We start from the raw sequence: 23,639 nt of genomic DNA, 5'->3' as shown, positions 1-23,639 counted from the left end.
GAACACAGCCTGACAAGAGAATGAACTCTCAGCATTGCATCCGAACGAGCCACTGCCGGGATCTTCTCGCGGAATGCGTGACGACAAGTACACAGTTGTCCTTACAAACCCACCCCTAAACGTGTCATTTCGACCGACCAACGGGAGCGGAGAAACCCCTTGATGCAGAGCGTGATGCAAATGTTTATGGCGCGCTTTGCGTCTAGAAACCCCTGCATTTCACGGCTGCTTGTACTTTCAAAGAAGCCGGAGGAGACACGAATATTACTTTGTCTGGCATCAGCCGCAAATCTACCGCAAGGAAAGATCAAGCTGCTTGCCCGCAGGCACGTGAATCTCCGTAACATCCCCGTACTTGTCCTTGCCTTCACTCCATGAGATCGCGTCCCCGCTCGCTCCGCCTTCACTCAACGTTGAAATCGGACGACCATGCAGCAGAACAGTTGTTGCCCGTACATGGACCCGCACGATGTATTGCTTGAGGGCCGGCTGGAGCGATCCTGTCGACTTCGCAATATGCAGTTCGATGCGTGGACCCGACTGCCGGGCAGAGATCTTCTGCTCGAAGTATTCTCCGGTCTCGTATCGATAGCTCACACCGTCGTCGTCATAGTAAGAGAATTCGGAGAGGCGATCATTCGGGAATACATCCAGCATCACCTTGGATACGGGTTGCTGCCCAACGAACTGTTGCGGGTCCTGTGAGGCGAGGATAGAGCCGGCGCGTACGAAGACGGGTACGTCGCTCCATGTCTTGGAGTCAACCGGAAGGTCATACCAACGCTTCCCGTCAAACCGTCGTCCGCTGCTGAAGTCGTACCAAACGCCTTCCGGCAGATAGACGTGTTGACTGGTAGCGCCGGGGGCCACGATGGGTGAGACCAGCAACGCATCGCCAAACATCCACTCGGTGTCGAGACCTGCTGCATCGCTGTCGTCAGGAAAGACCCAGAACATCGGTCGCACGATACCGACTCCGGTCAAATGGTCGATGCGTTCCAACGAATAGAGATACGGAAGCAGAGCGTAGCGTGTACGAATCGCCTTGGTGGCAGCTGCTTCAGCCACAGGACCGTAGGTCCAGGGTTGCCGCTTCTCACCGAAGTCACCGTGTACGCGGTCGATCGGAACCCATGCGGCAAATTCCATCCAACGCGCGTAGTTCTCCGGCGATGGATGGCCATGGAACCCGCCGGTATCCATGCTCCAGTGACTGGCGCCGAGGTCCATGGCGGCAAGCATCCGGCGGCGCTGATACGCCATGGAAGGAAAGCCTGTGTCGATGTCCCCTGACCAGAGTGCGTATCCATAGCGGTTCGCGCCCAGGTAGTAGTTTCGATTCAACGACCAGACCCGCTGATCCGCAACAGATCGCTGCCCGTCATAGAGCATCCGAGCCATGTTCATGAACTGGAAGTTACTAAGCTGAGTTGACGGCGCTGGGTCAGCTTCGTCGTTCCACCAGCCTGCCATGCCCGCAAGAAACGCCGGCTTCAGATGCTCCCAGATCCATGTGCGCGTCTCCGGAAGGTTGAAGTCGAGGTTCCGCGCCCATCGGTTTGTCACGTAGTCCTTTTGGGGAGCTTCATCCGGATACCAAAGATGATGCGCATCCGCGTACGCAGAAGCCTCGGTCTTTTTGTCGCTTGAGTCAGCGGTCAAGACCAGGATCCTCGGTTTCAGAATGCCCGCAAGCTTTACCCCCTGCTGTGCCAACCGAGCCCCCAACACACCTGAAGCGCCGTCCGGAAATTTATCGGGCGCCACGTTCCCCTCGCCTGAGGTGCTATTCCAGCGCCATTCCCCGTAGTGGTCCTCGCCCCAGGCCTTCCAGTCGAAGTCGAGGATGAACGCGTCCAGGGGGATCTGCTTCTGCCGATAGCTGGAAACGATCTGGAGCAGCTCCGGCTCTGTGGTGCCCCACTGGCTGTTGAGAAATCCGAGCGTCCATTTGGGGGGCATCGGCGGCAGGCCCGTAAGCTTCAAGAGAGTGGACATGACCGTCGTCGGTGATCCGAAGGCAACATAGAACTCCACATCGCGCCGCGAAGAGCCTTTGAAGCGAACGCAATGATCGCACACTTCGAAAGCGCCTCCACTGGAATCGACAAGAACGCCATAGTGGTGGGTAAAGAAGAACGGCGCGCCTCCATCTCCCTGGACACCGGCTGCAATCGTCGCGCCTTGCTTACGGGTCAATCCCTCACCGTGATCGGCCAGTTCCAGCCCTCGCATGCCGTACAACGGTTCTTCCTGATCTCGTCCGATCAGCAGCTCCAAACGCTTCAGGGCACTGAATAAATCGTCCACATGTAAGCAATGACCGGCGTGATCGCAGGCCGTGATGCGCGCCTCGTGTTCCACGTCGACATCTACGTCGATGCCTTTTCCCGATAGGACAAAGCGATCTTTGCCAGTTCGCTTAATCACAGGCAACGCCCCGTTGAATTGGAGGGAAGGATCGATCACAAGCGTCCGAGGAGTCGTCTGCCCGCCTGGCTCCAGGTGAACTAGAGCAAGATTGGCCCCGACAACTTCAACCGCGATCACGTCGTCCCCGCGCTGCACAGTCACACCGCGCGGCGACCTTTGCACATGGAGATCGGCCGCCTGCAACACTGGGACGATACAGAGAGAGATCAGGACCGCTGTCACACGACAGAACTCTCGCCGGAAAAACATGTCGAATGCAGATGATCGTTGTTGGCTACGAGCTTTCACGAGTTGTACCGCTCCTTCAGCGGAGGAGATTGCTTGTGACCGGCCAGGCCCCTCGCGCTCCAATGCGCATGCCTGAGCTCGACAAATGTGTGATGTAGGGATACCCCACCACAAAACTGTCATCTCGACCGTAGCATGATGGTTTTCATCATGCGAAGTGGAGAGACCTGCAGGTTGCCCGCGCAGGCGATACTGCCAATACAAGCAAGCTACAGGTATCTCGCCATGGCGGCAAAAGCGCTGGCCCTTCGGCTACACACAGGGTCGAGATAACACCGTATGGGTCGGATCGAAAAGAGCCACATCCCACCATTCATGAAAATGCGCTATTGAATGAGTGCAACCTCAAAGACATGCGCCTTAGGAAGCGCAGCCTTCCTCTGCTGCTCCTCCACATGCGTCCCGACCGCATCGAGCTTGGTCATAGCCTCTGTTCCCTCTGTGATATCTCCGAACGGGACCTGGATATGACGCCAGCGGTCGTAGTGAAGGTCCCCACGTTGCGTCGTAAGCTGGTAAACACTCATAGCCTGCTCGCTCATGGGCGTCTTGAGCAGCGCAAGGTTAATGCCGCTTGCGAATTGATCGCTCGTAAACGTCCCGATGCTGGTTCCGTCGATGCGCAGAGCATACACGCCACTCTTCAGGCCCGTGATGCAAAGCGGCTCTTGATTGAGAGCTGCCGTGAGATCAGAAGACCCGATCGCCAGTCCGATCGTAGGTCCGCCTCCCCACATCTGTTGCCATTGCAGGAAAGGTAGTGGAAGGGCATCATCTGTCTCGCTCCAGCCTATGCTGTTCCCTCCGGTCAGATTCTGCACAGTCGTGTGCTCAGCCTGTACAAGTTTTGGTTGCGAGGCACCCGCTTGAATCTTGACAGCAGCTACCACCGAACGTGCCTGCCAGGCCTTGAGGATCGACTCTGCAATGAGCAGGTGCCCCCCAAACGACGGGTGAATGTGATCCGGCAGGAACTCCTTTGCCACGGCAGGATCTGTTTCGTTGGCCTTATCGAGCACATGGACAAAGTCTGTATTCGCATCGGCAACTGTTATGTGGTTCTCCTTGGCATAGGTGGAGATCCATTTCCCATAGCCAACGAGCACCTGGTTGTAACCTGTTCCGTCCATGACGGGAAAGGCGGGAGGACGCGTGGTGTCGTCGTAGGGAGAGGGCTCGATGGCTGTAATTCGGGCCTGTGGGTCTGCCTGTCCAAGAGTCGTTACGATGTGACGAAATCCGTCGAAGAACTGTTTCTCTGATTCTTCGGTAGCAGCCTTGTACCCTCCGTCATTCATGCCCAGCATGATGGTGACTACCGTTGGCTGATAGGGGGTCACATCGCGTTTGAGACGAAGATCGATATCACCGCCACCGCCTCCGGTGACACGGTCCCCTCCCCATCCGGAGTTGGTGAACAGCACGTGCAGATTGGGATATCGAGTCAGAACATAAGTCTCGATGATCATGCTGTAGTTGCGCTGTTCCGTGATGCTGTCACCGTAGAAGACTACGCGGTCGCCGTCGTGCAGATAGAAGCCGTTTTGCTGAGCGTGCGAAGTGTCAACGAGGAAGGCTGCCGCAACCAGAAGTAGGGCGGAGGTAAGGGTGGCTCGAATCACGGAACATTGCTCCTTAGGTTTGGTGAAAGGTAAATCTAGTCTTCGAAGACAAGGTGAGCGTTTCTTTTGAACGTGTCGTGCGGGAGCAAGTTACCCTCCAGCGGTTTACCGTTCACAGTCACCCCGTGTACTGCGCCAACTGTCGCGGATGAGTTGCGAGATTCGATCTGGATCGTCCTGCCGTCGGGAAAGGTGATGCTCGCCTTTGGAAAGAGAGGGCTGCCCAGCGTCCAATCGCTTCGTCCAGGACACGGAGAAAAGATCCCAAGGCAGCCAAGGATGTACCAGGCCGACATGGAGCCAGTGTCCTCATCGCCGGGGAAGATATCGGGAGAGTAGAGTTCGCCGAGCACACGATGAACCCAATACTTCGTTCGGTCCCTGCGGCCTGCAACGCTGAGGAGATACAGAATATGATGAACCGGCTGATTGCTGTGTGCGTACTGACCGAAGTCCACCGCCGCCATCTCGGACATCTCGTGGATCTCCTGGCCGTAGGACCCAACGTTGAATTTGGGAGACTGCAGAAGCATGCCCTCAACCTGTTTAACGAAAGCCTCCTTACCACCCATAGCTTCGATCAGAAACTCCGTATCGTGTGGTGGAGAGAAGCGGTACTGCCAGGCGGCACCTTCAACGTATGTGCCTCCCCAGCTATAGGGATCGAACGGTTCAAGCCAGTTTCCGTTGGAGAGCTTTCCGCGCGTAAAGAGCGCGTCATGATCGAAGAGCGCACGCCATCCCTTCGAGCGTTGCTCAAACATATTGGCGTCCTCCGTCTTCCTCAGGGAGCGCGCGACCTGCGCAATACAGAAGTCTCCATAGGCAGAGTCCAGTGTCTCCACGGCACCATCACCCACAACATCGGACGGCACCCAACCCCGCTTGAGGTACTCTTCAATTCCCTGTCGGCCATACCCGGCGGCTGGGTTTCCCACCTGGGTCGCATGCTTCTTCAGTCCGGCATACGCCGCCTCTCGATCGAAGCCTGTGATGCCCTTCGCGAAGGCATCGCCGAAGACGGAGTCGATGAGACTGCCTGTCATGCACGCGCGATACCCCGGACATGGAAACTGTGGGAACCACCCACCCTCGTGATAGGCATTCACCCAGGCCTGCAGGATCTCCCCGAGACGCTCTGGGTAGAGCAACGTCATCATCGGATACCAGGCCTTGTAATCGTCCCAGTACCCGTGATCGGCATACATCACCCCCTTCGAGACGGTCCCGTTATAAGGGCTGAAGTGAATCATCTTGCCCGTCTCATCCGGCTCGTGCCACATTCGCGGAAAGAGCAATGCCCGATAAAGACAGGAATAGAAAGTACGTTGCTGGCTCTCTGTCGCGCCTTGTATACGAACGCGACCGAGCCAACTTTCCCACGTCTCTCCCGAACTTGCCCGAACCTCGTCAAAAGAGCGGCGTGCAAGTTCAAGGCGGATATTGCGCGACGCTTGCTCCGACGAGAGAAACGACGTGCCGATCCGAAAGGTCAGAGGGACTCCCGCCTCAGCCTTGAAGTGCAGAGCAACCACACGCCGGTCGTGAAGCTCCGAAACCTTCGTTTCAACGTCCACATCGTCGGACTCGACACGATAGTACGTGGCGAAGTTCTTTGGAACGCCCCCCTTGTTCGCACGGGTCAGGACTTCCACCGTTCGACCCGAAGAGTTGGTCATCTCCGACTCCAGCACCGAAAGATCGATAAAGAGACCAGCCGCTCCGGAGTCGTCAAAGGTGACACGGAGAATGGCGCAGCGCTCCGTCGGCGTCAGTTCAAGGGTGCAGCGATACCGGGTTAGACGCACCTTCATGTACTGCGGTGAAAGATGCAGCTCGGCAGGCCGGTAGGAGGAAGCACGCGCCCCTGGATCAGGATTGGGAGAGCCAAGGAACGGAAGAAACGTCGCATTCCCGTAATCATCGACCCACGGACTGAACTGATGCGTGCAACGGATTCCTTCCATCCGGACATCGTGAGGATTGAAGAACCAGGGAGTCTCATGGCTCGTCTGAAGTGTCCAGTGCGCCATCCCAAACGGCAAAGCAACAATCGGCAAAGTGTTGCCGCGAGAGAATGCCATCGTTGAATCAGTTCCATGCAGAACATTCACCAGACGGGTAAGATCCGTCCCCGCATCTGACTGCGGTCGGGGCTCATCTGCACTCTCTCGCACTGCGCCGTCAGCATCCTTCGGAAAAAGCGGCACAGCCGCTCCGAGCAGACTCGCTGCTCCTCCACTTTTCATGAATTGTCGCCGGTTTACTCGCATAAAAGCTCCATGGTTATCTCGTTAATATTGCGCAGGCACCCTGACAGAAATACCCATTATCCACATGAAAACAGAACACTTACATCACTCCACCATTTCAAGAAAAGAACACAACCCCGAACGAAAAAACACGAGTTACTGCAAAGTCCAACAGCGAGTCTCGCTTCCTCATTGTCGAGTCGCGTCCTCACGAAGGAAGCGCACCGGCCCGATCAGACCTGCGGGCACCAGAGGTGAGTCAGCCTTATAGGGATTATTCACCGTAAACGTAATCTTCTTTGTCGTCCCCGGCTGCGCATCTCCAATCAGTCGATTGACCCACAGGTCAACCACCCTAATCGTAATTACATTGTCGCCCGGCTTGATCGCCGAGGTAACGTCTACTCGATACGGCGCCTTCCACACAATACCGAGTGACTTGCCATTGACCGTGACCTCCGCAAGGTTAGCAACGTCCCCCAGATCCAGCATTACGGGGCTAGCGGATCTAAACCAATCAGCAGATGCGTCCACATGCTTTGTATACGTGCCATGACCGGAAAAATATCGCACCCCAGGATCACTATTCTCGGACCACGAGGCGAGTCGTTCCAGATGGATCGACTCCGGTTCGCCGCGCTGCTCTTCGAAGTGCACATCCCAGGAACCACTCACGGTGCTCAACGTCGTCTCCGTAGGCTGTGGCACAGTGTGCGCGGTCTCTCCAGTCGCATGACGATACACAACAAACACCGTTTCCCATGGATCAAGGTGGAGCGGAACGGTGGTGCGTCCGTTGGCAATCTGGAACGACACCGGTGTGATCGCGCCTGTGTCCGGATGAAAGAGCTCCGGGGCACGTCCGGTGACACGGAAGCTGGCCTCCGTATTAATCGACTGATCTGAACGGCTGTCTACGAAGTACACATCCATTTCCGGCATAGTGTGGTGCACAAAGAGCACCTCGGCATTCGCCGATGGCTTCGTATAGGTGGTATCAGGAGCAACAGCCAGAGTCTTCAACGCAACTTCCAGCGTCTGTCCACTCAGGACGCGCCCCCTACCCACCTTGCGCGAAGACTCAGAGGAAGCACCCCAGAGCTCATCCACAAGCGACCGGTAGTCGGCAAGATTGTCAGCAAGAGAAGGATCATGCGAGGGTCTCTTGCCAACAACTGTCGCACCCTGATGAACAAGTTCGCTGATACGCCGCAGCACGGGCAGGGACATATGCTCGGCATACGCATCCAGAGCAAGCACACGATAGCGCATACCGCTGTCAGTAACCAGATCGCCATGATCAACCCGCAGCTTATGCTCTAGGATATCGGCATTCACATAGTCGAAGTTGTAGCCCGAAGGCACTGGCGGGTTATGGCTGCCAAAGATGGCTGTGATGTTACTGTCCTCGCCGTAATAGTAGGCGATATCGGCAACAAAGCGCCCCTGCTGCAGCATGTAGGAGCTACGGGCGAGATAGTCGATCCAAGGGCGAGCCTGCTCTGCCCAGCTTTCGTTCCGGTTGAACCATTGACCGAAGGGGCCGAGCGTTAGACCTGGAGCCGGCGAACCGGCATCGGCTCCGTTCGGCCCTGTAAGCGGCTGATGAACCGAGGAGTGAATCACAAACCGGTTCAGGCCCATCGCAAGCTCTTTATCGGCAGTCGGTTTCAACGTCGCTGGCGACCATCCCCACGGCACTGAGAATGCAGTCATCGACTCAGCTGCCACAAAGGGACGCCCATAAACGTGCGCGACGGAAGCAGACTCACGGATATCCGCATTAGCGGATGGATTATCCGCGTTCACGCCAGGCACCTGCGTCCACATCGCGGCCATAGGCACGTCGTCCGAGCGTTTCATCTCCATGCCGTCCCCGATAGTCGCTCGCCCCGACTCATGCGATTCGCCATACTGACCCATGCCGCGTTGATGAAGCAGATCGGCAAGCACTGCGTAATGGTTCTCGGCGAGGAGCTCTTCAAGCGTGCGGCGATAGTCCCAGAGAAAACGATCGCTATCGGCAGACGAATCGATCACACGCCCTGCCAATGTTGGCAGCCAGGGTGTCGCATCGTAACCCCGGCGCTGCTTGAACTCAGCAAGGAAGTCGTTCGTCCAGTTCTCTGTACCAGCCTCCCAGGAGTCAGTGATAACAAACTGTAGACCACTCTTCTTTCCGGAGACAGCAAGCTCGTGCCCTCCCGAACCCATATTCCCGCCCGTGGCCTGCTTGTAGTTATCCAGATAATGATTGAAGTAGGCTTCCACATCTGATTTATTCAACTTATCGACCTCGGGGCCCGTGGCCTCTGGCGGCGCTGGATGATTTGTAATCCCGGTCAGCGAGTACCCCATGCGGTAGACAGTCCAGGTTCCTGCAGGAGGCGTCCAGTCAAGCCTGCCGTCCTTCGACATCTTGCCGGTCAGATCGATCACATCAGCCTTGCGCGTTACATCTCCGGCAGCCACCTCAGGAGTCGGGAAAGCATAGAGATCCTGCAACGTGGCGAATGCCGCCTTCTCTTCAAACCTCTGAATGCGCGGCCCAGTATGCAACTGAAATTCGGCGATGCTGTGAGTCGGCAGCTTGCTGTTGGAAGCTTGTTCCTTTTCCGCAAAGGCCAGTCGAAAGTAGCGCGCCGTGACTGGAGCAAAGGCCATCGTATGCTCCACAGCGCCGGCGGTCGGAAGGCGGACCACGTCCATAAAGATGGTTCCATCCTGACTGGATTGCAGTATGGGCCCGTCGTTGGACTCACTGCGAAACATGGCAAGTGGGTCGCGTGGTCCTCCAGCGGCATAGGTTACGGACTGAATCGTGACCGGCCTGACAAACTCATACCGAACCCACGCAGTCGCACCCGGCTTCGCCGCAGTGAACTTGACCACGCTGTTCAAATCACCGTCGTATAGACGGACGGCATCTTCGACCGCGGTGCTGCTTGATGTAGTAACCGTTGGATTCAGTGCTGCCATCGGCCGCTCCACATCTGGCTCACGCAGAGCAAGCACCACTGTGTCCGTACCGAAGTCCTTAATCTCTGGCGGTGGCTCACCGTTTCCAGTCGCCAGAAGATCCTGCTGCGCAAGGTTGCCGAACGGACCCGTCTCACGAGGCGGAGCGCTCAGCACACCGTGGAATGGCTTGCCACCTTCAATCGTCGTTGTGGACCACACCACCTTTTTCATGGCCTGTTCAGGCTTTACCCAGGGGCCGCCAGTTTCAGACCAGCCAGGAGATCCTGCCACGGCCATCTCAAAGCCATAGGAATCACCCTTCTCGATAGCGAATCGGAAGGCATCCTGCCATCCTTGTTGCATATAAATCAGTCTTTGCTTCACGACAGGGGGCGTGTTCGCTCCGGCATCGAAGTTCTGAAATCCCGCGATACCGACGCGATGCATCCAGTCGAGATCCTGCGCTATCCCCTCCTTCGTAATGTTGCCGTTCATCCAGTGCCACCACACGCGAGGATGCGCAGCCGCTGGAGGATTGAGAAAGCCTGCCTCAAGCGGGTCACTCGTTGTCTTGGCGCTCACCGCCAGCTGTGCCGGCAACTGGGTAGCCGCAGCGCTGCACAGACAAGCGATAAGCGCTAGCGAAACGATGCCTGGAAATCGCTTGCGAACAGCGGACTCAGAACAAGAAGAAGCGGTCATACTCGATGGCATCCATGGTCTCCGCAGAAGGAACAACATTGTTCGATAGGGTGTGATCAAAAGATGATCTTCGACGAAAGTTGAATTTGGCGCGATGTCCCAAGACCAACGAGGTTTCCGATGGTAGCGAAGCTAGTACCAAAATCGAAGCCGTTGGTTGTCGATCCAGGGTTTGAAAAGTTCGGATGATTCACCACATCGAACATCTCCGCGCGGAACTCCCAATTGATATGCGCGTTGATCTTGGTGGTCTTCAACACGGAAACATCCGGCTGAAGAAATCCTGGTCCTCTTCCATAGTTTCGCGGACAGGTCCCATAGTTACCGGCAGGTGGAGAAAAGGCCGCGGTATTGAACTGCGGGCCGGGAAGATGGAAGTCCAGCGCACGCGGCGCTATGCCGAAGTTACAGTCCGGCCGCAAAGACCCTACGAAAGGATTGTTGGCAGAATAGCCAAAGTTTACAGGGGTTCCAGTGCGTCCCTGCACGATCGAACTCACCTGCCACCCCGATCCAAGCCTCGATGGGAGTTTGGGGATTTTCGGAACACTGTAGACCAGCCCCACGGAGAAGGCACTTCGTATGTCGATATCACCCGGCGAATAGTCGGCTCGAATGTTCAAAGGGTTCTGGTACGACTCAAACAGTCCCATGAAATCGTCAAATTCGTGCGCCCAATTGTAATTTGCCTGAAGGCTGAGTCCATGACTGTTGGTTCGCACAGAAACGTTCAAGGCATTGGAGACAGATTCCGCGAACTGACCGGCGTAATTAATGCCGCCGAAGTTATCACTGATGTGGTTATGGCCGGTGAGGGGGTCCTCCAAATTCAAATTGGCGCCTCCGGATTCGTGGAGTCCTCTGTTCCCTCTATAGGCAAAGGTTACGACCGTGTTCTTCACCAGTTGCTGGTCGAGAGAAAGACTCCACTGTTCGGAGTAGGTGTCCTTCTGGTGACGATCAAAGGCAGTGACACTCAAGGGCGCTGTCGGTGTGCACGAAGGCGCATTGAGCGGCAACGGGTATTGAATCACTGTCAGAGGAGGGGTGCATTTGTATCCCAGGAGCTCGATCTGCAGCAGATTGATCGAAAAGTTCTCTTCCGTATTAGCCGCCAGATTCAGCGGACTTCCGGCGGCGATGGGCAGGAAAAAGAGGCCGAACCCACCTTTCAACGATGTAATTCCCTTGCCTGTAACGTCCCAGTTAAATCCGAAGCGAGGGGCAAAGTCGACCCATTCCGCATTGTAGAAGGGAGTACTTGCGGGTAGCAGGGATAACGTTGCAATGTCGAAGTTCTGCACAGTGCCTTCGGCATCATGGAGAACGGTGTTGTGTTCGTATCGCAGTCCAAGATTGAGCGATAGACGAGATTTGACCTTCCAGTCGTCATTTACAAAATAGGACTCCATCGCATTCTTTATATGCGTCATGGGATATCCCAATCGTGTCCAGCCAACGCCGTTGTTCGCCAGGAAGCCTTCGGGTCCACCTGAAGGGTCGACACAGCCATTGGTTCCCTGGGGCTGACCATTGCATGGAAGGTCGGTAGCGGCTTCCACGGTTGGGCCACCGTTGTAAAGAAGTGTGTCCTGCTGATCCAGTTCACGGCCCACATTATTCCAACGAATATCGAACCCAAACTTGAGTTGGTTCCGCTTCAAGATCTTTGTCGCAGTATCCAGCGCCTCATAGGAGATGGAGGGCTCCTTCGATTCGAATAGCTGCGGACTTGGAGCGAGTCCATAACCAACATTGCAGAAGAAGCATGAAAATATGGGGAACCCGGGCTCACCCGCTGTCTGGTGAGAATGAGGACTGTTGATAGCAAATCCGGCCTCATTCAAGAAAGAAGCCGATCCAATATAGTTCCACGTGGCCTTGCCGAGTTGCGACAGCTGCGGGGCATCAGCGGTCTGCCCAATCGCGAGTCCGTACAAGCCGTACGTGTCGCTGGCATTGTAGTTGTACCGCACGGAAAAATTGTTCTTCGGGGAAAGGATGTAATCAAGCTTCAGCGCCGCAGTGTTCTCGCGGATGTCGTTGTAGGTCGCTCCGTTCAACACATCAAACCAATAGCTGTAGATGACATGGTTTTCAGTGGGAGCCGGCCCTCCATTTCCGACAGGAATCTTGGCAAGGATGGGTGCCATGGAAGGCACCGCCATAGACCGCATCTTTGCGTTGAGGACAAGCGTCTGCCCAGTTGTGGGCGTTGAGACGTGTTGACGCACTCCCTCGTAATTTCCAAAGAAAAACAGCTTGTCTTTCAACAATCGCCCACCCAGATTTCCGCCAAATTGATTGAGGCGCAAGGGATTGGGCACACCATTGTAGAAGTAGTTCTTGGCATCGAGTGCATCGTTGCGGAAGAAGTCAAATACCTCGCCATGAAGTTGATTACTTCCTGACTTGGTGATCACGTTTACGATTTCGCCGACGGCTCGTCCGTATTCGGCGGAATATCCCGAAGACAACACCTTTAATTCCTGAATATTGTCGATACTGGAGCGAGTGACCCTTGCGTCCCCGCGCCCGAAGGTCGAGAAGGTAACATTGCCGTCCACTCGCGTGGCGTCCGTCCCATCCACAAGCATGTTGGCGCCAAATTGGCCGCTGGGAAATCCACCAAGGGAATCGCTGTTGATAGATCCAGTGTTCTGAATAGCGCCCGGAACAAGCGCCAGCAGGTCCGTGTAATCTCGTCCGTTCAGCGGCAGTTTGGCAACCTGCTCTGCTGTGATTGTGGTCCCGAGCGCCGCATCATCCGTGTTCACCTGAACACTGTTCGCACTGATCTCAACCATCTCCGTGGTGGCCCCGATCACCAGGGCAGCATTCTCGGCAAGCGTCTCGTCGGCGTGCAGAACAATGCCGTTCAAATCTGTCGTACGAAAACCGCTCATGGTGAAGCGAATGTTATAGACACTCACCGCTAAAGAAGGTGCATAAAAATCACCCTTGGAATCTGTTCGTGTGGTGAATGACCGATTGGTCTTGGTATCGGTGATGACAACATGCACCTTTGGGATTACGGCGCCAGTAGAGTCGGTTACCGTGCCTCGTATGGTGCTGGTGTCGAGCTGCCCATAGGCGAGGGCGCCCATTAGGACTGTTGCGCAAGCCGCCAACTCCGTGAGGATGCGCGTCACGGCGCATAGGCGCTGCTTATCAATCTTGTTCTTCAAACGCCTCAATGGTGCAAGGGGAAACACCTCGAACATACTCGCCTCCAAATGCTATATATGGTACCGATTCCATAACGACGGAACAGTACGCTGAGGCCGGGATGATTGTCAATACAAGAATGTACCGCTCTGGTTTTCGGGATATTCCCCTTCCTTACACCTGTTCTGGAGAGATCCTTAGATAGCCATCGAGTCAGTGATCGCGGAAAATAATACCGCTTCCAAAAGAGTCCTTGGATAAATTACGTGGTATCGCTTCCACACCACTGCACAAAATACTGAATAGCCTGGCTGCTGGTTCGTTCGGCGATTTGCCTGGCTCAACCTCAGCCGGAGGCTAGGCTCGTCCGTAAAAAATCCGCCACAAGTTGAATAGCGAGATCTCCGGACGGGCTCTTTGCAAGAGCCTCGGTCACCATAAAACCGTGGAGTACGCCCCCAAAGCGAACCAGCGACGTGTCTACGTGTGCCTGCCGCAGCAGGGTTGCGAACAGTTCGCCCTCGTCCCGCAGCACATCGATCTCGCTCGTAACGATCAGGGTTCGGGGCAGCCCTGCAAGCAGCTCCCTGGGGGCATGCAAGGGCGACAAAAGCGGATCGGTGGACTCGCGCATGCCCGGTGCGTATTGATCCCAGAACCAATGCATGGTTGGCTGTGTCAAATTCAAGCCGGTAGAAAAGTCGCGGTAACTCGCGCTTTCCCCCCGGATATCAAGCGCCGGGTACAGCAGAACCTGTGCTCTGGGGACAGGAAGAAAGCTGTTTCTAAAGCGCAAGACAAGGGCTGCGGCCAAGTTTCCGCCAGCACTGTCACCTGCAAACGCGATTCGCTTTGCATCCAGGCCATACCGAGAGCTCGCGGCGAGCACTGCGCTCACGGCAGAGAACGCATCGTCGAGGTTCTGGGGATAGCGAACTTCGGGCGCCAGAGGGTAATCTACGAAAGCGAGCGCACACTGTGATCGCTTCACCAGTTCCGTCACAAGATATCCGTGCGTCTGCGAGCCGCCCATCACCCACCCACCACCGTGCAGAAAGAAGATGATGGGGAGCGAGTTGCCAGCGTCTTTCGGCTTCAGAATCTCAACCCGGCATCTTCCGTCACTCAGTATCTCGTGAAGTAGCGATGATTTCTGGAAGATCGTATCCTGCCCCTGACACATCTGCTCTCGAGCGTCTCCGATCGGCATTTCTTCTACGGGTGTCTGCCCCTGCAGGCTACGCAGAAGCTCCCGCGACGCACGATCCGCACTTGGCGGAAAATTGATTGGAATAGATGTCACTGCGTTGCCCGCACCTGTAACGTCAAGGTTTCATACGGAGACAGATGGACTCTGGAGAGATCCACGGGGTGCTGTGCGCTCGTGCCGGTAATATCCGTCTGCACAGCAGTGAAAGCACGGCCAGGGGTCGAGACGGACGTGGTTGTCTCTTTGCCCGCGATCTCCTGTAGGCGAAGAAGATAGCATTTCGTGCAACCTGCATCCTGAAGACGAAGATCATCCATCACGACATTGCGGTCGGAGATAGAAAGATAGCTACCCCACATAGTCTTTGGTGCAGTATGAGCAGGAAGAAGTCGAGCCTGCAACGGCACAATCTCGCTACGTCCGAATTGATATGCGGCCACTGGGTCAAAGGCTCCGAGCTCGTTTGAGATCCGAAAATGGAATGAATACTGCGTTGGGTAGCCCGGCTCGAATGTCTTGAAGGTCACGACACCATGATCTTTCGTTTCCCCCGTGTCGCCTTTGATAAGAGCAAGCACTTTGATATCGCCGTTTTGCTTCGCACTCGTCAAAAAAAATGATTCCTGCTGTGCAAAAAGCAGCGTTTGCGAAACCTTGGTGCCGGTCTGCGCCAGGGCGATCACAAAACGAGGAACCACCCCATCCAACCGCGCGCCGGGGAGCGACTTCTGCGGCATCGGATAGAAGCCTATGCCATCGTCAATCCACTTCTGAACGTCGTTGCCTACAGTGAAAGGAAATCGAATGGTATATCGCTCGGAATTTTCGCCATGCGCGACTTCAGGCATCTGAGCACGATCAAGCACTTCTTCCACACGGATCTCGTCCATACCTCGCGGCAGTGAGATGACCGTTTTTGGCCACCAGGAATCTGACCGCAGCACCGTGATACTGTCTTCTACCGATCCCTTTTGATGAACAATCTTCACCATAGTAGTCGGAGTTCCGTTCCCGCCAGAACGCGTCACCTCTGGGATATGCTCCGCGAAAAGATCTTGCGAGGTCTTCTTGTCCAGAATGCGCAGAATGGTACCGGTTGTCTCATTCACATCGATCGCGTAGCGCTCGTTTTCAGCATGGCCCATGCTGTCGAGTGTTGTCTTTCCACCGTCAGAGTTCGACCTTTCGAGCGTGTAGGTTTTGTAGCCTAATGCGGGAACGTCCTTCGCCAGAAACGACAACACATCCGGACGCTCACGCTGTGTTGGCACCACCTCGTTAGAAACCGAATCGCGTACCGTGAAACTGCCGGGAGGAACGTCTACATGTACGAGGTCTGTTTGCGGCCAGCTCCGCAAATTGCTAACGGTGACGTAACGCTTACTTGTCCGATCAGTCCTGGTCGTCACAAGATCAGGCAAGAATTGATCCAGCACCTGCTCTGCATTCGTTCGCGCGCTCCGTACATACGTCGCATATTCCAGATTCGAACGATTGACCTCCGCCTCGGTCAGAACCTTCGGCCAGCCGCCATTTCCCGCGCCGTTGTGCTCGTCATAGCGCATAAGGTTGATCAAGGTCTGGTGCAGGGCGTTTTCTGGATAGGCCTGCGACGATCCATTCCATCTCGCTAAAGATGCGGCTTCTTCCGCAATCGGAAAGGCCTCCTGAATGTATCGAGCGTCTGCACTCATCGCCGGCGAGTTCGTCTTGGATTCAGACCACAATCCGCTCCAGTCGCCGGTATACGTAGGGATTGCGGCAAGCTCCTGGTCCGTGAAGGAGTGGAAGTACTCGTGCGGAGTGGCAACGCGCAGATGAGGGAGGCGGCCTTGGCTATTCCAGCGACGCACATCCTGCAACAGCTCCTCTTCATACTCCGGTCCAATGCCGTCATGCATAAACAGGACGGCGATGGTTCGCCCCTGATACCCCGCGTCCGTGTAATGTGCCAACAGCTTCCGCACACCGCGTTCCATGATCTCGTCGTCGCTTAGCCCTTTCCACTCCTTCGGATAGAACGGTGTGTGAGAGTACGGGTCCAGCGCCTGAGGGTCCAGATAGTAGTCGGTCAATCCCTCGGTATACCCGCCATTTCCTCCGCGCGTCGTCCACGTCAGCACACGGCTGCCGTCAGGAGATGCCCAGAAAAACGGCGCCACCCGCGGCGAGATAGAAGTGCCACCGCCAACAAACGTGTTCGAGCCGTTCACCAGATACCGCACCCCACTGCGCGCGAGCACCTGCGGCAGTCTCAGCGAGAAGCCCGGCACATCGTTCTCCATCGCCATGTCACCGTTCAGTCCCAGCTCCCCTGCAAGGCGCTTGCCTTCATCGTCCAGCCGATTGAGCTCCTCCGTTCCCTGGAACTCCGTATGCATGCTGCCCCAGCTCGCCGAGACCTCGATCTGCCCGCTCGCAATCCTCTCTTTCATCTCGCGCACCTTGGCTTGGTCTGGAGTCCGTTCCAGCCACGCCTCCAGCTGCCAGACGCTCTCGATCGTCCAACGAAACCCAGTGTCCCGCGCGCAAGCCGCGAGCACAGAATCGAGGTGCGGCTTCATCGCCGCCTGCTCGTCCTCGGGTGTTCTGATAAAGCTGAAGTCCCAGTGTGAACTGGGCACGATATACACCGTCTCAATGGACGGCGCCGACGGACGAACGATAGGAGTTTGGGCATCAAGTGGCATCATGCAGGACAAAGCTAGGGCAAACCAACCTGATAGATGCAAGAGGCCGCGATGTGGGATCGATACCATATCTTATGCAGGTATACGCTAAGTGGCACATCGTGCTCTGTCAAGGCCTATCCGTCGCTGTATAGCAGGCCGTCGGCCTGATAGGTTAGAAATGTCTCGTGCAGCAGACCGCCAAGTGACCAGTCGTGCGAAAATGCGAACGGTACCGATACCATGAGTGCCTTGGACAAGCTGAAACAATGGAAATCCGTTGTGCCGGGAAGCGAGGATCGAGAAGCCACGCGATGAGCAGCATCCCTAAGTTTCCCCCAGCTCTTCTCCATGGCGCCCTGACTGGAGCCGCGACCGGCCTGCTTTTCGGTTTCGATACCGCGGTCATCGCCGGCAGCACCGCGCTGCTGACGCAGCAATTCCATCTCAGCCAGCATGCTCTCGGATTTACTGTGTCGATTGCGCTGTGGGGTACGGTGCTGGGCTCGCTTCTGGCAGGGAAACTCGCTCAGCAGTTCGGCGGCCGGTTCTCTCTGCGTTTGCTCGCTGTACTCTATCTTGTTTCCGCTCTGGGCTGTGCGCTGTCCCCCTCCTGGGGATGGCTTCTCTTCTCCAGGTTCATCGGCGGACTCGGCATCGGTGGTTCATCGGTTGTCGGCCCGGTGTATGTAGCCGAACTCGCACCGGCCCGCTGGCGAGGACGCATGGTTGGCATGTTTCAGGTCAACATCGTGCTTGGCGTACTTCTCGCCTATTTCTCCAATTACTGTCTCGAGAGAACACATCTTCCGTTCGCACTATGGCGCTGGCAGCTCGGCGTGGCTTTCGTTCCGGCGGCTGTCCTGCTCCTGCTCCTTATTCGTATTCCCGAGAGCCCTCGCTGGCTGGTCACCCGTGGCCGTGACGCCGAAGCACTCGAGTCGCTCAACCTGCTCGCGATTCCATCCGCAAACACCGAGCTTACGGACATCCGCAGGAGCTTCGCAGAAGAGCAGGAGCAGCATCGAACACCCCTCTTCACCCGCGCTCTTCTTCGGCCGCTGCTGCTGGCCATTGCTTTAGGAGCCTTGAACCAACTTTCCGGCATCAATGCCATCCTCTACTACCTCAACGATCTCTTCGCCGCCGCAGGGTACAGCCGGCTTTCCGCTTCCTCGCTCTCAGTCACGGTCGGCGTGATGAACCTCGTCGCCACCATCGGTGCGATCTCTATCATTGACAGGGTAGGAAGACGGCCGCTGCTGTTGATTGGGTCCGTCGGCACAGCTCTTTCTCTCAGCCTCATCGCCTGGACGTTTTACAGCAAAGAACACATAGGTGCCCTCGTCTGGCTGCTGGCCGCCTACATGATCTTTTTCGATATCTCGCAAGGGGCTGTCATCTGGGTCTACATCAGCGAGATATTTCCCAACGCAACCAGGGCTCGTGGACAGAGTGTGGGAACTACGACGCACTGGATCATGAATGCTCTAATCGCCGGCGCATTCCCGGTTCTCGCGATTCGCGGCATATGGGTTCCATTTGCAGCCTTCTCCTCCATGATGGCGATTCAACTGATAGTCGTTTGGCTATTCCTGCCGGAAACGCGTGGGCTTACCCTGGAGCAGGTCACGAATCTGTTTCATCGCAAGCCCCAGGCAAGCGGCGAAATGTAGGATCAAAAGACAGTGAAGACAACTCTAGTCGTAGTTAAACGATTGTTTGCCGGGCGCACCCGAGCTGCTTACCATCAGGAATCAGATCGATTGCGGTTGGCGATGGACTCTGCTACGTTGAGAGCGATGGCGTGGAACCGTTCCCAGCCATCGTCCCTGTGGCGCCATGAAACACGTAAAGGTGTTGTCACATGGAAAAGCGCTGTCTCATTGGCTGCCCCCTTTGGCATCGAAGGGCAAAGATACGGTAGACGTGAGGATCCCACCGAATGACTTCCGGAGGAGCACAAGAAGGACGACCATTGCGTCGAGCAGCGACCCGCAAACGACCGACGCTCGTTGATGTCGCGCGGGAGGCAGGGGTAGGCACTACCACGGTATCTCGCATCATCAATGGCGGGCACTACGTGGAAGCAGGCACCATGGCTCGAGTTCAGGCTGTGATGAAAAAGCTGGGGTACCAGCCGAATCACGCCGCACGTGCTCTTAAGGGAGAGCATACTCACACTCTCGGCTTGATTGTTCCATCGCTCAAAGACGAGTTCTTTGCAAACCTGGCGGATACTGTCCAAACATTGGCCCGGCAAAAAGATTATGTACTTATTGTCCTCGCATCCGCCGACGATGCCGCACAGGAGACCAGAGAGATCGCCGTTTTCCAGAGCCACCGGGTCGACGGCCTGATCGTAGTTCCACCGCGTATTCAGACGCAGGCTTTTCTCAATGCCGTACAGGCCTTGAATGTCCCTGTCGTCGCCGTTGACCGGCCTCTTCTCGCCCGCACGTCTTCGGTCACCTGCGACAACTACGATGCAGCGTTCAAGGCTACGCAACACCTGATCTCTCATGGGCGTAAAAAGATTCTCTGCCTTGGCGGCGACCCCGATCTCTATACGATTCAGGAGCGCCAGCGGGGCTACAAGGACGCGCTCCAGCAAGCTTCCCTCAGCACAGAGATCATATCTTCCGCCACTCCATCTGAAGTAACGAAAGGTTTGATAGCTGCCCTCCAGCGCCCCATAAAACGCCGCCCTGACGCGATCTTTGGCCTGTTGAATGCCGCAGCCGTCTCGGTCTACGAGGAGCTGTCGAAGCTAGGTCGCAAAATCCCCGAAGAAGTGGCCCTGATAGGCTTCGACGATTTTCCTCTCTCTTCGATCGTTACTCCGACCGTCTCTGTCGTCCGGCAGCCAGTTTCAGAGATCGGGTGGGCAGCGACACGCCTCATCTTCGAACAAATAGAACGTTCGTCAAATGTCCCGCACCATCTGACCGTCGAGACCGAATTTATCTGCAGGCACTCTTGCGGATGCTCTTGATCCTCGCTTAATAGTCTTCCTGGACGGCCCACTCTTTTGTCGGCGAAGTTTGCCGTCCAATTGCAGCGGCCGCCGTGCCTTCTCCCCGGACTTTCTGTAACTGGTTTCCTCCCTACCCATCGGCCCATCTTCGTTTGTGTCTAGCGAGTCATCGAGTGTTCCCTCAAAAGCAGGCAGAGGGGCCCGTTGACAGTGGCCACGAATTTCGGATAGTGTGGTCCCGCTTTCTGGAATCGGTACCATATCCAATAGTGTAAGCGGAGAACCCCCAATGAAACTCGTTATACGCGGCAGTAAACCTCTCTTCCCGTCCCTGGCAGTTTGCCTCTCAACATGCTTTTCCGTCGGATCGCATCTGCAGGCACAGACGCCCTCGGCTCCAACTGTCCCGAATCTCTCTGCCGTTGTGCCCATGGGCGCCGTGAAACAGAATCCGCTTATTTATGGGCGCGACGGAACTTACAGCGCGGTGATCGACGGAGAGTCTTACTGGGCGTTCAACGATACGTCGATGCGGGCCGATAACGTAGATGGCCACAACTTCATTAGCAACACCCTGGCATGGACAGACTCCCTCAATGCCTCGAATGGAATCTACCTAAACCACGATCATCTCGATAAGACCGGGGTTCCGATCGAGTACATGCCATTCCTGCCGGCAGAAGAACAGTTCAACTACACCCACGACCCCAATCACTGCACGGCCACGCCGGCGAGCACCTGTGGCGAAGACTACGCCATATGGCCCGGCCCAATTGTCCCCATACCAGGCACATCGGCGGCATACCAGTTTTACGGCAAGGTATTCCGTGGCGGAGATATCCAGGGATTTCAGGTCGTGGGAACCGGCATAGCGATTGAACTGGGAGGCAAAATTACTCGTCCCGTTGAATCACCCGGAACACCGGAGCCCACGCTCATGTGGCAGGGAGACCAGGTTGCCTATGGGGGCGGATGGCTGGTGGAAGATGGATTGCTATATGCCGTTGGGTGCCAGGGAGGATTTCTCGTCGAGAACTGCCGGATCGCTCGCGTGCCCATCCTGCAGGTGCTCATCGCGAATGCATGGCGCTACTATGCTGGCGGAGATACGTGGAGTTCCGACCCAAACGCGGCCATAACAGTCTTTCAAGGTGGTGCTGCAGGCAACTCAATCTTCTACGACAAGGCTCTCCACCAATACATCGCTATCTACAGCGGCATCTATAACAACAACGTGTACTACCGGGCGGCTAATCATCCCTGGGGCCCCTGGTCAGCTGAGACCCTACTATTTGTAGGACAACAGGGAGAGAGCGGAACGGCAAACTACGCGGCACTCGCGCATCCTGAGTTCGAAGAAGACAGCGGACTGACAGAATATGTCACCTACGTGCAGACCACAGGATTTCTTCAGCAGGCGATCCAACTGGTGAAGGTCACATTTCAAAAGAAAGAATGAGGGTGCCCGCTATAGAGGAAGTTTCCACGGCTTCTCTCCGGCATTATGCAGGAGCTAGAGCAGAATCCCTATAGATGTACCCAGTGGCGATCATTTGATGGGCACTTTTCCCCAAGAAGAGTGCCACTTCTAAGCTCTTTCCGGGGGATAGTAATAGGGATTCTGCTCTAAGACGTGATGGCTCGCATGATCGCTCCTACATGAAGCCGGGCTCCGTCAATGTGAGGAAAGTCGGTGTTCACCGGATTGAAAACCAGTGCAAGATCGGTTCCGGCAAGGATGATCGTTTCCACTTTCTCTCGATCGATGATTGTGTGTGCGAGAGCGCGTAACTGGCTGTACTCCTCTTCGGAAGCACCTGCCTTCTCGACGATTTGCGTGTAGATCTTTCCGATGATATCGACTTCGTGAGGCGTCGGCGTGATCACTTCGACATGCTGAAGGGCTCCGAATAGCTTCGTCTGCATCGTGGCTGAAGCGCCAAATAGACTAACGCTGCGGAGCTTCCGACGTTCAACTTCCGCGGATATCACGTCAACGAGATTGACCAGCGGCAGAGGTGTTATAGCAGCAAGCTGGGAGGCGCATAGTTGAGGAGAAAAAGCAGGGATGGAAGCGATTTCCGCTCCGGCAGCGGCCAACTGATGGAGAAGTCCGGCTAAATACTCAGCCAACTCATCTGCCTCTTGTGCCGCGACGTGAGCCAACACTCTGCGAACGTCAGCATGGACCATAACAAGGCGAGCCGAGAGACCCAAAGCGAGATGTGCATCGACAAGTGCTTTATAGTAGAAGATTCCTGAACCGACACCGAGTCCGGCAACCAGGCCGAAAGTGCGTGGCGCTGTGGACATTTTCCACCACTCCTATAAGTAAGTTCGTAATTGTGTAAGGTTGAAGTTCTTCGAACCTCGTCACACATTGTTTCGGCTCAACATATTTACTGAATCATGCTAACCGTCCACTCTGCACTTTTCAATTTGTTCGTCCTTCATACACCTTGAGTTGCACGTAGGCCGCCATAAGGAGCGGCGCTGAGACACTATTGGCGAGGCACCGAGCACAAATCGCCGATCCACACGTCCAGCCAGCAACGTAGCTAGCGGTGCGTCGAAAGCAGTAACCATGCCGGGATTTGTAACCATCAGCCCCGCCGTGCCCTGCTCGACGTGGAACGCAAGTCCGAGCCGCTCCAGAAAGCCTATAGGGAGAAATTCCGTGGTTATCAGGATGAAGGATGCGAGCGCGACCGTGGCAACAGATAACCAGGCCCGTGGCGAAGAAGATTTCACGGTCTTCATGGAATGAGTCCTACTGAATTCTGTCGACTCGCCGCACACCGACTCTATGCCCCTAATACCGTAGGCGTCAGCGCTGTGCTCAAGTCGTCGATAGCTGGCGCAATCTCGGCATCATGGGCAAATCATTCAGGTTGCCGTCATAAACCAGCACAACAGGACACCGCAACCTGTTTAGACTGCGGGAGCAATCTTGCGAAGAGGAATGAGTGCGCGTAAGCGTGAATCGCGCAGCCACACGCCCAACCAGAGGAGGCTGGGAGTCACAATCTGAAGCACGAGTGGGTCGCCGACCCGCAGGTGTGCAAGGATCGCTCCTCCCATGTGGCCCGTGAACAAGATCGCTCCAAGAATCGCGGTCGCGGGATACCAGTAGGCACCGAGACAGAGAATGGTGAGGCAAGCAAGGATCGCCTCGATATGCGGAGGCATCCCCATGTGAATCATCTCTTGATGGGTTGGCGACGGGATCGCCGGGAAGAACGTGGCAAGAGTGCCGAAGATGAATGGGAATGACGCGACTCCGGAGATAACCCTGCCGGTCCAGGTCATGCGCTTGCTTTGCATTAAATGCTCCTCGTGAACAATGGTTAGGGGTGG

The 23,639-nt window shown here is 55.9% G+C and carries 13 protein-coding genes; 3 read left to right on the top strand and 10 right to left on the bottom strand.

What is annotated here, in order from left to right:
• Nucleotides 1–291: 291 nt before the first annotated feature.
• The 7 genes from GSQ91_RS23310 to GSQ91_RS23280 form a co-directional block, all read right to left on the bottom strand.
• A complete protein-coding gene (locus GSQ91_RS23310; RefSeq protein ID WP_158824146.1) occupies nt 292–2,721 on the bottom strand; it encodes a TIM-barrel domain-containing protein in 2,430 nt (809 codons plus the stop codon).
• A gap of 326 nt (nt 2,722–3,047) precedes the next feature.
• Nucleotides 3,048–4,343 (bottom strand): SGNH/GDSL hydrolase family protein, encoded by a 1,296-nt coding sequence (locus tag GSQ91_RS23305; RefSeq protein WP_216845387.1) that lies wholly within the window; start codon nt 4,341–4,343, stop codon nt 3,048–3,050.
• A gap of 35 nt (nt 4,344–4,378) precedes the next feature.
• Nucleotides 4,379–6,592, bottom strand: coding sequence for a GH92 family glycosyl hydrolase (locus GSQ91_RS23300; protein WP_158824145.1), 2,214 nt, complete (start codon nt 6,590–6,592; stop codon nt 4,379–4,381).
• A 192-nt stretch (nt 6,593–6,784) separates the two neighbouring features.
• Entirely contained in the window at nt 6,785–10,258 is a 3,474-nt protein-coding gene (locus tag GSQ91_RS23295; RefSeq protein WP_158824144.1) for a glycosyl hydrolase, read from the bottom strand.
• A gap of 56 nt (nt 10,259–10,314) precedes the next feature.
• Nucleotides 10,315–13,446 carry a TonB-dependent receptor gene (locus GSQ91_RS23290; protein WP_158824143.1) on the bottom strand — a complete coding sequence of 1,044 codons (3,132 nt, stop codon included), beginning with the start codon at nt 13,444–13,446 and terminating at the stop codon, nt 10,315–10,317.
• A gap of 326 nt (nt 13,447–13,772) precedes the next feature.
• On the bottom strand, nt 13,773–14,636 hold the full coding sequence (locus GSQ91_RS23285; RefSeq protein ID WP_158824142.1) for an alpha/beta hydrolase: 864 nt from the start codon (nt 14,634–14,636) through the stop codon (nt 13,773–13,775).
• Nucleotides 14,637–14,725: 89 nt separating this feature from the next.
• Entirely contained in the window at nt 14,726–17,329 is a 2,604-nt protein-coding gene (locus GSQ91_RS23280; RefSeq protein ID WP_158824141.1) for a hypothetical protein, read from the bottom strand.
• 290 nt (nt 17,330–17,619) lie between these two features.
• Between GSQ91_RS23280 and GSQ91_RS23275 the strand changes: the two genes are divergently transcribed.
• The 3 genes from GSQ91_RS23275 to GSQ91_RS23265 all read left to right on the top strand — a co-directional run bounded on the left by GSQ91_RS23275 (nt 17,620) and on the right by GSQ91_RS23265 (nt 21,741).
• Nucleotides 17,620–18,981, top strand: coding sequence for a sugar porter family MFS transporter (locus GSQ91_RS23275; RefSeq protein ID WP_158824140.1), 1,362 nt, complete (start codon nt 17,620–17,622; stop codon nt 18,979–18,981).
• Nucleotides 18,982–19,283: 302 nt separating this feature from the next.
• On the top strand, nt 19,284–20,300 hold the full coding sequence (locus GSQ91_RS23270; RefSeq protein WP_158824139.1) for a LacI family DNA-binding transcriptional regulator: 1,017 nt from the start codon (nt 19,284–19,286) through the stop codon (nt 20,298–20,300).
• Between the two features lie 271 nt (nt 20,301–20,571).
• Complete coding sequence (locus GSQ91_RS23265) at nt 20,572–21,741, top strand: DUF4185 domain-containing protein (protein ID WP_158824138.1); 1,170 nt, start codon at nt 20,572–20,574, stop codon at nt 21,739–21,741.
• A gap of 167 nt (nt 21,742–21,908) precedes the next feature.
• Here the strand turns inward: GSQ91_RS23265 and GSQ91_RS23260 are convergent, their stop codons facing one another.
• The 3 genes from GSQ91_RS23260 to GSQ91_RS23250 all read right to left on the bottom strand — a co-directional run bounded on the left by GSQ91_RS23260 (nt 21,909) and on the right by GSQ91_RS23250 (nt 23,606).
• Nucleotides 21,909–22,595, bottom strand: coding sequence for an aspartate/glutamate racemase family protein (locus GSQ91_RS23260; RefSeq protein ID WP_158824137.1), 687 nt, complete (start codon nt 22,593–22,595; stop codon nt 21,909–21,911).
• A gap of 99 nt (nt 22,596–22,694) precedes the next feature.
• Nucleotides 22,695–23,042, bottom strand: a complete 348-nt coding sequence (locus tag GSQ91_RS23255) for a hypothetical protein (RefSeq protein ID WP_158824136.1) — start codon at nt 23,040–23,042, stop codon at nt 22,695–22,697.
• Between the two features lie 171 nt (nt 23,043–23,213).
• On the bottom strand, nt 23,214–23,606 hold the full coding sequence (locus GSQ91_RS23250) for a DoxX family protein (protein WP_158824135.1): 393 nt from the start codon (nt 23,604–23,606) through the stop codon (nt 23,214–23,216).
• Nucleotides 23,607–23,639: the final 33 nt, after the last annotated feature.

Source organism: Granulicella sp. S156, from assembly GCF_009766105.1.
Lineage (GTDB): Bacteria > Acidobacteriota > Terriglobia > Terriglobales > Acidobacteriaceae > Granulicella.
Note: the sequence above shows the minus strand (reverse complement) of the source record. Positions and strands in the feature narration are given on the sequence as shown.